The organism is Comamonas sp. SCN 65-56, from assembly GCF_001724135.1.
GTDB lineage: Bacteria > Pseudomonadota > Gammaproteobacteria > Burkholderiales > Burkholderiaceae_C > Comamonas_C.
Window position 1 is genome coordinate 354,234 of the sequence record NZ_MEDS01000025.1, and the last position, 14,378, is coordinate 368,611.

Here is a 14,378-nt window from a genome sequence, read left to right on the forward strand (position 1 = left end):
TACGGGACGCGATACCCTCATGATAGGTACTGCCAGCCGCGATACAAGACCTGCGGAAGGGTTGGATCGTCCCACGCATGGGGCGATGAAAAGCTCTGTGGCTTACATCCCCGAAAAATCGGGCTTGCGCTTTTCCAGAAAGGCGCCAAAGGCCTCCCTGGCCGCCGGCTCGCGCATCAATCGGCCAAACTCCCGCGATTCATCGAGCATCACCTGCAGCACCTGTTCGGTCTGCGCGCCCTTCATCAGGCGCTTGGTGGCCATCAGCGACGACAGCGGCTTGGCGGCGAGTTTCCTGGCCTGCTGCTGCGCCAGCGCGTTGCATTCGGTCGGCGGCACCACGCGGTTCACCAGGCCCACCTCCAACGCCGCCTCGGCCATGAAGGGCTCGCCCAGCATCAGCGCCTCTGCCGCGCGGTGCATGCCGAACATCCGCGGCAGCAGCAGGCTGGAGGCCGCCTCGGGGCACAGGCCGAGGTTGACAAAGGGCAGCGCAAACGCCGCGTTGTCCCCCGCGTAGACCAGATCGCAGTGCAGCAGCAGCGTGGTGCCCACACCCACCGCGGGGCCGCAGACGGCCGCCACCAGCGGCTTGGGGAAGCTGGCAATCGCCTTCAAAAAGCGCCAGACCGGGCGCTCGGTCATGTCGGCAGGCTGCGCGCTTTGCCCCTGGCGCAGGAAGTCGCCGATGTCGTTGCCCGCGCTGAACACCGTGGCGTCGCCCTGGATCACCACGCAGCGCACGCCGGCATCCTGCGCAGCCGCTTGCAGCACGTCGGCCATCGCGCCGTACATCACCTCGGTGAAAGAATTCTTCTTCTCCACCCGGTTGAAGGTGAGGGTGGTGACACCGGCTTCGGTGTGCACCAGGATGTCTTGCAGGTTCTCGCTCATGGTCTCATTCCTTGTAGTAGACGATTTGCTGTGTGGTGACGAGCATCTCGCCGGCCTCGTTCCACAACTGCGCGCTCTGGTCGAAAAAGCCGTTGCGAAACTCCTGCGCGCGCGCCTGCGCCAGCAGGTAGCCGCTGCCGGTGTGCGCCAGCAGCTCGGCCCCGGCGTGAAAGTACACCGTCATCGAGATGGTGCCTATGGGCACACGCGTCGCGCGGCGGCGCCAGATGCGCGGGAAGAACACGTCGCTGATGCCCGCCAGCGCCGCAAAATCCAGTGCCCGCGCGGGTGCATCGCGCACCCAGAGTTGCGTCAGGCTGTCGTGCTCTGATCCATCCCACTGCGCGGGCAGCGGGCCGGTAATGGGGCGCATCTCGTAGCGGCGCACCCATTGCACGGGAAACAGGCCATCGATGGTCGTGCAGTCCGCGGGCGCGGGTACCCGGGGCATGGGCGATTCGGTACTGCTCCAGGTGCTGCGGCGCACCGCGGTGATGACGGTGGCGGTGGTGGCCACCTGCTCCACCCCGTCGGCATCGTTTTGCGACAGCGTCACCCACCAATGCTGGGTCGAGCGATTGGTGCGCACCGCCGTTGCGCGCACGGTGAAAGCGCCTTCGGTCACGGCGCCGGCGTAGTTCACCGTGAGCGAGAGCGGATCGCCCAGGCGATCGGGGTGCTGCAGCACGCCCGCAAGCAGCGTCGCCGCCGTCACGCCGCCGTAGGGTCCGACCATGTTCCAGTAGGGCTCGGTCGTGCGACCGGTGAAGACGCCGGGCGCGACGGGCTGCAGCAGCAGCGCATCGTCAAGCGGGTGAGAAGGGGTAGATGGTGTCATGGCGTTGCAGTGTGCATGGAATCGGCCACCGGCGGCGTCATGGTGGCGACTTGCGCGAGCCGATTCAGCGCGGCGAGCGCGCGCGGCCAGAGGGTGGCCTCGAAGCGCGCCTTGAAGAAACCCAGATGCCCGATGCGCTGGTCAGCCGCATCCTGCGCGCTGAGTGTTTGCAGCCGGTGCGCGGCATTCGGATACATCGCCAGCAGGTCGGCGTTGGCCTGCGCGCTCATCATTTCGTCGTCGTGCATGCGCAGCAGATGGATGGGAAAACGCACGCGTGCATAGGCCTCGCGCGCGTGCTCCGCACCCATGCCGTAGAGCGGATTGAGGCACCAGCGCCGCCATTGCCAGGCAATGCTCGCGGGCAGGTCACCCACCATGCCCAGCCGCGCGCCGGGGAAGTAGCCACTGAACGTCGTCGCCAGCGGCATCATCACGTACCAGAAAAACAGGATGCGCCGCCTGAGCTGTGGTGCATTCACGCGCCAATAGCCGCTGCCCGCAGCGATGGCGAGCATGCCGTCCACGCGCTCGGGGCGCGCGAACAGGCCGGGCGTTTGCGCGCCCAGGCTGTGACCAATGAGGTACAGCGGGCGCCCTGGCACAGCGGCCTTGGCGTGGGCGATGACCGCCTCGTAGTCTTGCACCCAATTTTGTAGCGTGGGGCGCTTGCCTCGCAAGGCACCGGCCAGAGATTCGCCTTGATCGCGCCAATCAAAAGTGAAGACCGCCAAACCCTGCGCCGCCAGCCACGCGGCAAAGTCCTGGTAGTAGCGCTGAGGCACGCCGATCGCGCAGCCGATCACCACGCTGGCGCGCGCCGCGCCCGCGCTCTCGAAGCACTTGACGGCGATCGGCGCGCCGCTGTCGGTGAGCGTCAGCGCTTGCATGCCGGGCGCTTCAAACGCGCTCGAAGATGCCCGCCGCGCCCTGCCCCATGCCCACGCACATCGTGACCATGCCGTACTTGAGGTTCTCGCGTTGCAACGCATGCACCACGGTGGCCGAGCGGATCGCGCCCGTCGCGCCCAACGGGTGGCCGAGCGCAATCGCGCCGCCCATGGGGTTGACCACGTCGGTATTGAGCCCCAGCGTGCGGATCACGGCCAGCGACTGCGCGGCGAAGGCCTCGTTGAGCTCGATCCAGCCCATGTCCTCGTGCTTGAGACCCGCGAGCTTGAGCGCTGCCGGGATGGCCTCGATCGGGCCCACGCCCATGATCTCGGGGCGCACGCCACGGCTGGCAAAGCTGACGAAGCGCGCCAGGGGTTTGAGGCCAAAGCGCTTGACCGCGGATTCGCTGGCCAGGATCAAGGCGCCCGCGCCGTCGCTGGTCTGGCTGCTGTTGCCCGCCGTCACGCTGCCGCGCGCGGCGAACACCGTGCGCAGCTTGGCCAGGCCTTCCATCGTCGTGTCGGGGCGCGGGCCTTCGTCCAGGCTCACCGTGCGCGTGCTGGCGCCGGGCTCGCCCGTGGCCAGGTCCAGCCCCCGGTCGGTCACCTCGATGGGCGTGATTTCATTGGCAAAGCGCCCGGCCTGCTGCGCGGCGATGGCGCGGCGGTTGGATTCGAGCGCGAAGGCATCCTGGGCCTCGCGTGTCACCTGCCACTGCTGCGCCACCTTCTCGGCGGTGAGTCCCATGCCGTAGGCGATGCCCACGTCTTCGTTGCCGCTCGCAAAGATGTTGGGCGAGAGGCTGGGGCTGTTGCCCATCATCGGCACCATGCTCATGCTCTCGACGCCTGCGGCGATCATCACCTCGGCCTCGCCGACGCGAATGCGATCGGCCGCCATCTGCACCGCCGACAGGCCCGAGGCACAGAAACGGTTCACCGTGATGCCGCCCACGCTCTTGGGCAGGCCCGCGAGCACGGCGGCAATGCGCGCCACGTTCAGGCCCTGCTGCGCCTCGGGGATGGCGCAGCCGGAAATCACGTCCTCCACCGCTGCGGGGTCGAGGCTGGGCACCTGCGCCAGCGCCGCGCGAAGGGTGGTCGCCAGCAGGTCGTCAGGCCGGGTGTTGCGGAAAAAGCCCTTGTGCGATTTGCCGATCGGCGTACGCGTGGCGGCGACGATGTAGGCGTCCTGGATTTGCTTCATGACAAATATCCTTCAGTGATTTCTCCCTCTCCCGCAAGCGGGAGAGGGTGGGGGTGAGGGTTTAAAAGCGTCTGCACAATCACCTGCAGCACGCCAGGCAACTCGGTCAACACCTGATGGTTCCAAAAGCGCAAAACCTGCCAGCCTTGCGACTGAAGAAACCGGCTGCGCGCGGCATCACGCGCCATACCGTCTCCCGACGCATGCTGGCCGCCGTCAAGTTCAACGATCAAACGGCTGGCGATGCAGGCAAAGTCGGCGAAATACGGTCCAACCGGGTGTTGGCGGCGAAATTTGTGGCCTTGGAGCTGGCTGGCACGCAGATGGCGCCACAGGTATTGCTCGGCATCAGTGGCTTGGTGGCGCAGGGCGCGGGCACGCTGCACCCTCACCCCAACCCTCTCCCGCACGCGGGAGAGGGAGTCAGACACGGAAACAGGCACTCCCCCCGCTTGTCGAAACCCGACTCCGGGTATTTCCCCCTCTCCCGCGCGCGGGAGAGGGTTGGGGTGAGGGTCTGCGCGCACCACCGGCTCCATCAGCTCAATTGCGCACCGGCTTGCCGGTGTTGAGCATGCCCAGAATACGCTCCTGCGTCTTCGGGTGCTGGATCAGCGCGCAAAACGCCTTGCGCTCCAGACGCATCAAATATTCCTCGTTCACCAGCGTGCCCGCATCGACGTCGCCGCCGCAGACCACTTCGGCGATCAGGGTGGCGATGTGCTGGTCGTGGTCACTGATGAAGCCGCCGCCGCGCATGTTCACGAGCGAGCCACGGATCGTCGCGATGCCATTGCGCCCCGCCACCGGGAAGTGGCGCTTCATGGGCGCGCGCCAGCCGCCACGCGACATCGCGCGCGCCTCGTTGATCGCGACGAACAAGAGTTCGTCCTTGTGCGGCACGATGAGGTCACTGTCCAGCAGGTAGCCTAGTGCGCGCGATTCGATCGCGCTGGTGCCGACCTTGGCCATCGCGGCCGCCGTGAAGCCCTCGGTCAGGAAGGGCAGCAAATCCTTGCCGGTCGATTTTTCGGCGCATTCGGCCGCACGGCGCGCGATGTAGGTGAGCCCCCCCGCGCCCGGCACCAGGCCCACGCCGACCTCGACCAGGCCGATGTAGCTTTCCATGTGCGCCACGCGCCGCGCACTGTGCACCGCCAGCTCGCAGCCGCCGCCCAGCGCCATGCCGTGAATGGCCGATACGACAGGAACCTGCGCGTAGCGGATGCGCAGCATCAGGCCTTGCAGCTCCTGCTGCAGGCCGTCGATCGCATCAATGCCTGCGGCGATGAAGGCCGGCATCGCCGCCTGCAAGTCGGCGCCCACGCTGAAAGGCGCGTCGCCCGACCAGATCACCAGGCCCGCGTATTCGCGTTCGGCCAGATCCAGCGCCTCGCTCAGCTCCTCGATCACCGCCGGGCTGATCGCGTGCATCTTGCTCTTGATCGAGGCGATCAACACTCGCTCGTCGTCCTGGCAGTTCTGATCCAGCGTCCAGACGCGCACGCCGCCGCCATCGCTGATGGTCGTGCCCGCCACGCGCCAGTCGGGCAGGTTGTCCTCGCCCAGCAATTTTTCAGGAAAATGCTGTCTGGCGTAGACCGGCAAAGCGCGGCGCGCTATGAATTTGCCAGCAGACGGGCTCCACGAACCCTGCGCGGTATGCACGCCACCCGCATCCGCCACCGGGCCCTTGAAGACCCAATCCGGCAGCGGTGCCTGGCACAAGGCTTTGCCGGCGGCGATGTCTTCCTGCACCATCTTGGCCACTTCGAGCCAACCCGCTTCCTGCCACAGCTCAAACGGGCCCTGCTTCATGCCGAAGCCCCAGCGCATCGCCTGATCCACGTCACGCGCGGTCTCGGCGATGTCGCCCAAATGCAGCGCAGCGTAGTGAAAGCCGTTGCGCAAAATGGCCCAGAGGAATTGCCCCTCGGCGCCGGTGGCCTCACGCAGCAGCTTCAGGCGCTCGGCCGCCGGACGCTTGAGCATGCGCGCGTACACGTCGTCGGCCTTGGCACCGGCCGGCACATAGTCTTCGCTCACCAGTTCAAAACGCAGGATGTCGCGCCCCACCTTCTTGAAGAAACCGGCCTTGGTCTTCTGGCCCAAATTTCCCAATTCGATGAGCTTGGCCAGCACCGGCGGCGTGCCAAAGCTCTCGTAGAACGGATCGCTTTGCAGGCTCAGGTTGTCCTGCATGGTCTTGATGACGTGCGCCATCGTGTCCAGACCCACCACGTCGGCGGTGCGAAACGTGCCACTGCTCGCCCGCCCGAGCTTCTTGCCGGTGAGGTCATCGACCACGTCGAACGTCAGGCCGTATTTCTCGACCTCTTTCATCGTCGAGAGGATGCCGGCGATGCCGATGCGGTTGGCAACGAAGTTGGGCGTGTCCTTGGCCCGCACCACGCCCTTGCCCAGGCCGCTGGTGACGAAGGCTTCGAGCTGGTCGAGCACGTGCGGCTCGGTCGTCGGCGTCTTGATCAGCTCCACCAGCGGCATGTAGCGCGGCGGGTTGAAGAAGTGGATGCCGCAAAAGCGCGGGCGAAGCTGCTCGGGCAGCGCCTCGGAAAGCTTGGTGATCGACAGCCCCGAGGTGTTGCTCGCCAGCAGCGCGTGGGGCGCCACATGCGGCGCGATCTTGTGGTACAGGTCCTGCTTCCAGTCCATGCGCTCGGCAATCGCCTCGATCACCAGGTCGCACTCGCCCAGCCAATCCATGTGTTCTTCGTAATTGGCGGGCTGGATCAGCTCCACATCCGCCGCCACGCCGATCGGCGAGGGCTTCAATTTCTTCAGGTTGGCGATGGCCTTGAGCGCAATGCCACTTTTCGGCCCCTCTTTGGCCGGCAGATCAAACAGGATGACCGGCACCTTCACGTTGACGAGATGCGCCGCGATCTGCGCGCCCATCACGCCCGCGCCGAGCACGGCGACTTTTTTCACATTGAATCGGGTCATGGTTCGCTTTGAAAAATGAAATTACTGCACGCGCTTCCACACCTGCGTGCGAAAGAACGGCCCGATGAAGCCGCGCACCTGCAGCTCTTTGCCACCCTCGATGGGGGTGAAGGTGGCGCGGTATTCCTTGCCGTTTTCAGGGTCGAGAATCTTGCCCCCCTCCCATACATCACCGCTCTCGGCCTGCTTGCCGCCGCGGATGATCTCCAGCCCGACGATGGGCTGGTCCTTGCGGTCGTCCGTGCACTCGGTACAGGTCGGCTTGGCGTCGGGCTTGAGCGTCTTCTGGATGCGCCCGCTGAGCGCTCCGCCGTTGTCCACGATGCGGATTTCAGCCTTGGGCTGGCCGGTCTTATCGTCGATGCTGTTCCACGTGCCCACGGGCGTCATTTGGGCGAAAGCCGGTGCGGCCAGCACCGCCGCGAAAGCGAGGATCAGTGTTTTTTTCATCGCAGATTCACTCCTCAATTCAAATCCATCAGGGTTGGAAAATCAAACAACAAACAGCTGTCGCGATGGTTTCTATTCATTTACCATCGCATCACTCATTACGCGCCGATCAACGCGCCAGTGACCTTCACCGGCGCGGAATACGGACTCGGGCGACTGGACGGCTGCATCGAACGGCTTCTTTGCGCAACCGCATCGGTAATCTCCTTCATGAAAATGCGACGCCAGATTGGCGCAGACTCCCCTTCAACAAGTTGCGGCAAACAGCCAAATACAAGGCTGCGATCTCCGCGCAGTATCAATCCATAGCCTGCGTCCCCCTGACCAGAGCGCACCTTTCCCGAGATCCATGACTTGATCCGCGCCATCCATTCTTTGGGGCCCTGGTACGTGGCCGCGACCGCATACCCTGAGCGCGCCTTGAGCAACCCGTGATTGACATAGGTCTTTCCTTGCATATCCAGATCAATCACTTTGCCACCGTACGCAAATCGCCCGGCTTGCCCACTCCAGCGAACATCCTGAATCCCGAAAACATCATGCAACCAGTCACTGGTGGTATCCCCGTCCGCAGAGAACTCCCCAAGACGCATGTCCTGCACCAATACCCCGCCAGAAGCCCAGAAATTCCGCAAACGCTGTTTGATCTCCCGTGGCAAGACGATCTGATGCGGCACAAAAATGGCATCCAGCGACGCAACCAGTTCAGTGTCCTCACGCAGTGCACGTTCGCCCAAGACAATAACTTCGGCATCCGGAATTTCAGAGAGTAGCGCATATGCCTCAATCAATGCATCCTGATGGATGTTGCGTTGATTCGAACGTTCACCATGCCAAAAATCAAAATTGGTACGCGAAGCAAACAAACCAATCCTGCGCGATCCGGGAGATGCTTTTTTGATGCCATTGTCTATTTTCAACTGCGCCAGCGCATGCAAGTCAACCGGCTGGATACGGTTTTCCTTGCTCACCCCGTAAAATCCGGCAATTTCATAACCGATCACCTGTTGATTTCTGGACAGAGCCCTTTCCACAGATTGACGCACATAAGGGAATAGTGCGGCACCTTTACCCTGGTTTGCCCATCTTTCTCCGTAGGCACCGATCAGTATTTTTTTGAACCCATTGTGGACCAGATAGTTCGCCATCAAGGGTAATACATTGGGATCATTTTTTAATTCATAACCATCATAGAAATTGAAATCCGCAACCGCGATATCAATACAAGGTGCAAGCTCTTGAACCACACCCCCGCCATAAATAGCATCGTGAGAAGTAAATATTTCCCCAAAATATCCAACAACTGACTGCCGATGCCCACGAATGATGTCGGCGTAGTGGCATACCGCAGCCTTCAGATCCGCATCGCGTGATTTCAGCAGGTCGAAAAGCAAAGGCTCACGCCGTGTACGCCCTTGGGCTACTTCATTGTTGTAGTTGATGACTGGCGGCACGTCTCCAAAGCGCGCCTTGAAAGCATCGGAAAACTCTCTGCCGTAGTCTCTCCATTCATAGCCCTCTTGACCATATTTGATCTCTCGTTCATCCTGCAGCCCGATGGCATATCCAGTGACTGCACTTCCGTAAGCCTCACTAAAATGGCGAACGGATTGGTCAATGAATCTACTGGTCAACCGAAGCGCCTCGCGATTGCGGAAGTTAATTTGCTTCGTCCTTTTTTTGGAAAAATCCAACATCGCCGCATCAAGGTACTTGACCTGGAACCATTCCGGTATGACTATGCGATTCGTCTCCACACCATTATCATCGATATATTTCGTTCCTCCAAAATCCAATACTAGTATGAATTTTATCCCGCCTTTGACCAATGGCTCCATCCATTGATCAAATTCATCAAACCGGAAAATACCTTTTTCCGATTCAACATCAGACCACTGAATATACAGCGTGACATGATTGAATCCAAGTTTTTGCAATTTTTCTGGCGATATCTGCGAATTCTTGAAATCCCAAGCATTCAGAGATATCGTAGACACCAGATTTCCGTCAGCATGCGCACCAACAAACCAAGCCAAAAACATCAAAGCAGCAAAGTATTTTTTCAGCACGACCGGCAATTTCCAAGCAGTAAAAAATATGCACATCACCCGGGTTTCAATGAAAACCAGGCACTGCCAAATAACGAACATGCTGCGCAAAACGCCGCCGCCATCTTGCCATCAAAGACAGTTGACGCTGCCTGAATACTCCCACGGTATCGCCCCACGGAGCACTATCCGGATGAGCGCTCGGGTCCCAGTCGGTACTGACCTCCAGGAGTTCCATGCTCGTGTACTTGGCCAACGCCCTATATCCGTCCGGATAAAAGCGCCAGCAGTCTTGCGGGTAGCGATGCTCCGGGCCTCTTGATGGTGCAAGCAAAAAAATCAATCCTCCCGGTCGGACTACACGCGACATCTCCATCCAGGTGAGCCAAAAGAATTCCACATGCTCAAACGCCTGACCGGAGACCACCACATCCACCGAAAAGCTGGGAAAGGGCAACCGATAAGGCGATGACAGCACGACGTCCACATTGGGGCCAGCCGCGAGATCGACACCGGTGTAACGCCATCCGGGTTTGTCAAAAAATTGCTTGTAACTCCCGTTGACGTCATAACTGCCAATATCCAGCACCTGCAACTGAGAGCGCTTTGACAAATGGCTGTTGACCATGCGTTGAACATGTTCCAGAGAGCTTGTATGCATTGAATTGATTCCCGCAGTTTTGCGTTGAAGGCTCGCGCGAGTTGCAAGCCTGCGCGGACCAAGGCTCGCTCCGCGGCAGGCACGGAGCCAAACCGTGCAGTATCACGCCAAAACCGCGTCCGTCTCCATCAGCACCTTGCTGCCCGCCCGCGCAGTACGCATCAGGCTGTAGATTTCAGGAAACAGCTTGGCAAAGTAAAACCGCGCCGTTTGCAGCTTGGCGGTATAGAACGGGTCCTGGCTGCCTGCGGCAATCTGGCGCAGCGCCACCTGCGCCATGCGCGCAAACATGTAGCCGAACACCAGGTGCCCGGCGACGCGCAGATAGTCCACAGCGGCGGCGCCCACCTCGTCGGGGTTCTGGAAGCCCTTGAAGCCGATTTCGGTGGTGAACTTCGTCATCTGCTCGCCCAGGATGGCGATCGGGTTGATGAACTCGGCCATTTGCTCGTTCACACCCTCTTCCTGTACCAATTGGCCGATGAGCTTGCCCAGCTTCTTGAGCACCGCACCCTGGTCGCCCAGCACCTTGCGGCCCAGCAGGTCGAGCGACTGCACGGTGTTCGTGCCCTCGTAGATCAGGTTGATGCGGGCATCGCGCACGAACTGCTCCATGCCCCATTCCTTGATGTAACCGTGGCCGCCGAAGACCTGCATGCAGGCATTGGTGGCGGCAAAGCCGTTGTCGGTGATGAAGGCCTTGACGATGGGGGTGAGCAGCGCCACCAGCTCGTCACTTTCCTTGCGCACTTTCTCATCGGGGTGGTGGTGTGCCTTGTCCAGCAGCAGCGCACAGAACACCTGCAGCGCCCGGCCACCGTCGGCGTAGGCTCGGGCCGTCAGCAGCATCTTGCGCACGTCGGGGTGCACGATGATCGGGTCGGCCTCCTTGTCCTTGGCCTTCTTGCCCGAGAGGCTGCGCATTTGCAGGCGATCCTTGGCATAGGCCAGCGCGTTCTGGAAGGCCACCTCGGTCAAACCCAGCGACTGGTTGCCCACGCCCAGGCGCGCCGCGTTCATCATCACGAACATGGCCGCCAGACCCTTGTTGGGCTCACCCACCATCGTGCCGACGGCGCCATCCAGGCTGATCGCGCAGGTGGCGTTGCCGTGGATGCCCATCTTGTGCTCCAGCGCGGTGCAGAACACCGGGTTGCGCTCGCCAAGGCTGCCATCCGCGTTCACCATGAATTTGGGCACGACGAACAGACTGATGCCCTTTGAGCCCTTGGGCGCATCCGGCAGACGCGCGAGCACCAGGTGCACGATGTTGGCGGTGAAATCGTGCTCGCCCGCGCTGATGAAAATCTTGTTGCCGGTGATCTTGTAGCTGCCGTCCGGCAGCGGCTCGGCCTTGGTGCGCAGCAGGCCCAGGTCGGTGCCGCAATGCGGCTCGGTCAGGCACATGGTGCCGGTCCATTCGCCGCTGGTGAGCTTGGGCAGATAGGTCTTTTTCTGCGCGTCGGTACCGTGCGCGTGCAACGCTTCATAGGCGCCATGCGACAAGCCGGGGTACATGGTCCAGGCCTGGTTGGCGCTGTTGAGCATCTCGTACAAACACTGGTTGACCACGAACGGCAGGCCCTGGCCGCCGTACTCCGTCTCGCACGAAAGTGCCGGCCAGCCGCCCTCGACGTACTGCGCGTAGGCCTGCTTGAAGCCCTTGGGCGGCGTCACCTCGTGCGTGGCCTGGTCGAGCTGGCAGCCTTCGCCGTCGCCGCTGATGTTCAGCGGGAAGGTCACTTCGGCGGCAAATTTGCCTGCCTCTTCGAGCACCGCGTTGATCGTGTCCGCATCCACCTCCGCATAGCGCGGCATGGCCTTGAAGGTTTCGGTCGCGTTGAACACCTCATGCATCACGAACTGCATATCGCGCAGGGGTGGGGTATAGCTGGGCATGGATGGGCTCCTGTGTCAAATTAGAAAAAGAAAACCTCAGGCGGCATAGCGCGCAAGGATGTTGTCGAAGCCCCGGTGCGCCCGCTCGAGCGAACCGGGGTTTTGCAGAAAGCGCGCTTCGTAGTGCAGCGCCAGAATCATTCCGTGGATGCTGAACAGCACCTGCTCTTCGTCGGTATCGGCGCGAAACTGCCCGCACTCCTTGCATTGCACGATGGCGCGGCGCATCGCGGCAAGCCAGGTGCGCACCGAATCGGCCAGCGCCTCGCGCACCGGACCCGGGCGATCATCGAACTCCGCCGCGCCGCTGATGTAGATGCAGCCGGAATCAATCTCCACCGAGGTGCGCTGCATCCAGCGGTCAAACAGCGCTTTCAGGCGCGGCAGGCCGCGTGGCTCTTGCATCGCCGGGTAGAACACCTCCTGCTCAAAACGCTGGTGGTACTCGTGCACGACGGAAATCTGCAGCTCCTCGCGCGAGCCGAAATGGGCGAACACGCCCGATTTGCTCATGCCGGTGGATTCGGCAACCACACCGATCGACAGCCCTTCCAGCCCGATCTGGCTGGCCAGCTGCAGCGCCGCATCCACGATCACCGCCTTGGTGTGCTGCCCCTTGTGCGCAGGACGTCCCGCCGCGCGGCGCGCGACGGGGCGAGAGGAAGTGGTCGGAGTTGGCATGAAATAAAACGAACGGTCGTGCTATTTTCTGCGCAATCGCCCTCTTTCGTCAAGCACCCGCCGACACCCGATCAAGAAGGCTGTGCCTGCATCCACACCACGACGGCCGTGGCAAAACGCGAGAAATCGACCAAATGGTCTTGTGCCAGCGCATGCACCATGCGCCAGTTGATCGCAACGTAGTTGTGCACTGCGATGTTGCGAAAACCCACGGCCTTCTTGAGTTGCAAGGCCAGGGCAGCGTCGAGCACGCCTTGATCGGCCAGCACGTCGAACGTCTCGCCCATCGTGCCTGGCGCGGCCACTTCCAGGCCCGCGATGATGTGCGCGCCCATGTCCACCGCCAACTGAACCGCCCGAGTCAAATTCAGCGACAGGATGTCTTGCAGATCCGGGTCGCTCTCCAGCATCTGCGGCTGCGGCGGGCACTTGAGCTCGATGCGCCGCACACAGCGACGCAGCGACTCAAGCTTCTGATCCATCACCTGCCTATCCATGCCATCCGCCTCTCGCCCAGGATGCGTTGTCTGAGCGGCATGAAATCCGCTTGCTCGATCAGGCTGCGGCTCATCAAGCGCCCGAAGTCGGATGCATCGCCGACCACCCGCACGCCATGCTGCACGATCTGCCCCAGCAGCGGCATGCCGACATCGGTCAAATCGATCAGATCCACCGCACGCCCGGTCTTCTCTGCCAGCGCCTGCGTCAACCGCAAGCGCTGCGCGGCGGTCAGCGCCTGCCCGGCATCCACTGCCAGATCCAGATCGCTGTCAGCACGCGCGCCGCCCTGCGCCATTGAGCCAAACAATACCGCCAGGCGCACGTCGGGGAAAAAGTGCAACACCTCGCGCAGCGAATCGAGCACGCCGACTGATGCAAAAGAGGTGCCGGGCCGGGTCATGCTAGCCCCGGATCATCGTCCCATACGCTTGATCGGTCAAAATCTCCAGCAGCATCGCATGCGGCACGCGCCCATCGACGATGTGCACTGCATTCACCCCCGCCTTGGCCGCATCGATCGCGCCCGCCAGCTTGGGTAGCATGCCGCCCGAGATCGTGCCGTCCTCGATCAAGGCATCGATCTGCGCCGCCGTGAGCGTGGGCAAGAGTTGCCCCGCCTTGTCCAGCACACCCGGGATATTGGTCAGCAGCAGCAGTTTTTCCGCTTGCAACTCGGTCGCCAAGCGGCTCGCCACCACGTCGGCGTTGATGTTGTAGCTTTCGTTGTCCACACCAAAGCCGATCGGGCTCACCACGGGGATGAAAGCATCATCCTGCAAGGCCTTAACCACGCTTGAATCAATCGCCACGATCTCGCCCACCTGGCCCACGTCGTGCTCGACGCTCGGATCCTTGTGGTCCAGCATCTTGAGCTTTTTCGCGCGGATCAGACCGCCATCGCGCCCCGTCAGCCCCACCGCCTTGCCGCCCGCCTGGTTGATCAGGCCGACGATGTCCTGCTGCACCTCGCCCGCCAGCACCCACTCGACCACTTCCATGGTCTCAGCATCGGTTACGCGCATGCCCTGGATGAAGCGCCCCTCCTTGCCCAGGCGCTTGAGCGCCGCCTCGATCTGTGGCCCGCCGCCATGCACCACCACCGGGTTCATGCCGACCAGTTTCAGCAGCACCACATCCTCGGCAAAGTCCTGTTGCAACGCCGGGTCGGTCATCGCATTGCCGCCGTACTTGATCACCAGCGTCTTGCCGTGGAACTGGCGGATGTAGGGCAGCGCTTGGGCGAGAATTTCCGCCTTGTCCAGCACTGCATCCGATCGTGAACCCTCATGCATCATGTCCATCCCCGTTCAAAATCCATCTCACGGCGAGCGCCGATTGGCCA

At 62.1% G+C, this 14,378-nt stretch carries 14 protein-coding genes; all 14 read right to left on the minus strand.

The genetic code is table 11. The annotated features are described in order from the left end of the window. Positions 1 to 102: 102 nt before the first annotated feature. Entirely contained in the window at positions 103 to 894 is a 792-nt protein-coding gene (locus tag ABS45_RS14555; protein ID WP_291556561.1) for an enoyl-CoA hydratase, read from the minus strand. A gap of 4 nt (positions 895 to 898) precedes the next feature. Continuing rightward, positions 899 to 1,732: a thioesterase family protein gene (locus ABS45_RS14560; protein ID WP_291556563.1), complete on the minus strand. Its 834-nt coding sequence runs from the start codon at positions 1,730 to 1,732 to the stop codon at positions 899 to 901. Beyond that, positions 1,729 to 2,622, minus strand: coding sequence for an alpha/beta fold hydrolase (locus ABS45_RS14565; protein WP_291556566.1), 894 nt, complete (start codon positions 2,620 to 2,622; stop codon positions 1,729 to 1,731). The genes ABS45_RS14560 and ABS45_RS14565 overlap by 4 nt, the downstream gene beginning before the upstream one ends. A 10-nt stretch (positions 2,623 to 2,632) precedes the next feature. Beyond that, complete coding sequence (locus ABS45_RS14570; RefSeq protein WP_291556568.1) at positions 2,633 to 3,832, minus strand: acetyl-CoA C-acyltransferase; 1,200 nt, start codon at positions 3,830 to 3,832, stop codon at positions 2,633 to 2,635. After that, positions 3,829 to 4,263: an endonuclease domain-containing protein gene (locus tag ABS45_RS14575; protein ID WP_291556570.1), complete on the minus strand. Its 435-nt coding sequence runs from the start codon at positions 4,261 to 4,263 to the stop codon at positions 3,829 to 3,831. The genes ABS45_RS14570 and ABS45_RS14575 overlap by 4 nt, the downstream gene beginning before the upstream one ends. A 112-nt stretch (positions 4,264 to 4,375) precedes the next feature. Beyond that, positions 4,376 to 6,796, minus strand: coding sequence for a 3-hydroxyacyl-CoA dehydrogenase/enoyl-CoA hydratase family protein (locus tag ABS45_RS14580; protein ID WP_291556572.1), 2,421 nt, complete (start codon positions 6,794 to 6,796; stop codon positions 4,376 to 4,378). A gap of 21 nt (positions 6,797 to 6,817) precedes the next feature. Then, positions 6,818 to 7,246, minus strand: coding sequence for a DUF2147 domain-containing protein (locus ABS45_RS14585; protein WP_291556574.1), 429 nt, complete (start codon positions 7,244 to 7,246; stop codon positions 6,818 to 6,820). A 98-nt stretch (positions 7,247 to 7,344) separates the two neighbouring features. Beyond that, a complete protein-coding gene (locus ABS45_RS14590; protein ID WP_291556575.1) occupies positions 7,345 to 9,396 on the minus strand; it encodes a beta-galactosidase in 2,052 nt (683 codons plus the stop codon). Beyond that, on the minus strand, positions 9,362 to 9,922 hold the full coding sequence (locus tag ABS45_RS14595) for a class I SAM-dependent methyltransferase (protein ID WP_291556577.1): 561 nt from the start codon (positions 9,920 to 9,922) through the stop codon (positions 9,362 to 9,364). Before ABS45_RS14595 ends, ABS45_RS14590 begins: the two co-directional genes overlap by 35 nt. Before the next feature lie 135 nt (positions 9,923 to 10,057). Beyond that, positions 10,058 to 11,854: an acyl-CoA dehydrogenase C-terminal domain-containing protein gene (locus tag ABS45_RS14600; RefSeq protein ID WP_291556579.1), complete on the minus strand. Its 1,797-nt coding sequence runs from the start codon at positions 11,852 to 11,854 to the stop codon at positions 10,058 to 10,060. Between the two features lie 36 nt (positions 11,855 to 11,890). Further along, positions 11,891 to 12,535 (minus strand): TetR/AcrR family transcriptional regulator, encoded by a 645-nt coding sequence (locus ABS45_RS14605; protein WP_291556581.1) that lies wholly within the window; start codon positions 12,533 to 12,535, stop codon positions 11,891 to 11,893. Positions 12,536 to 12,606: 71 nt separating this feature from the next. Further along, the gene (locus ABS45_RS14610; protein ID WP_291556583.1) at positions 12,607 to 13,017 is read right to left on the minus strand and encodes a DUF86 domain-containing protein; all 411 of its coding nucleotides are present in this window, start codon (positions 13,015 to 13,017) and stop codon (positions 12,607 to 12,609) included. Beyond that, on the minus strand, positions 13,017 to 13,400 hold the full coding sequence (locus ABS45_RS14615; RefSeq protein WP_291556585.1) for a nucleotidyltransferase domain-containing protein: 384 nt from the start codon (positions 13,398 to 13,400) through the stop codon (positions 13,017 to 13,019). Before ABS45_RS14615 ends, ABS45_RS14610 begins: the two co-directional genes overlap by 1 nt. Positions 13,401 to 13,437: 37 nt before the next feature. After that, positions 13,438 to 14,328 carry an acetylglutamate kinase gene (argB, locus tag ABS45_RS14620; protein ID WP_291557269.1) on the minus strand — a complete coding sequence of 297 codons (891 nt, stop codon included), beginning with the start codon at positions 14,326 to 14,328 and terminating at the stop codon, positions 13,438 to 13,440. Positions 14,329 to 14,378: the final 50 nt, after the last annotated feature.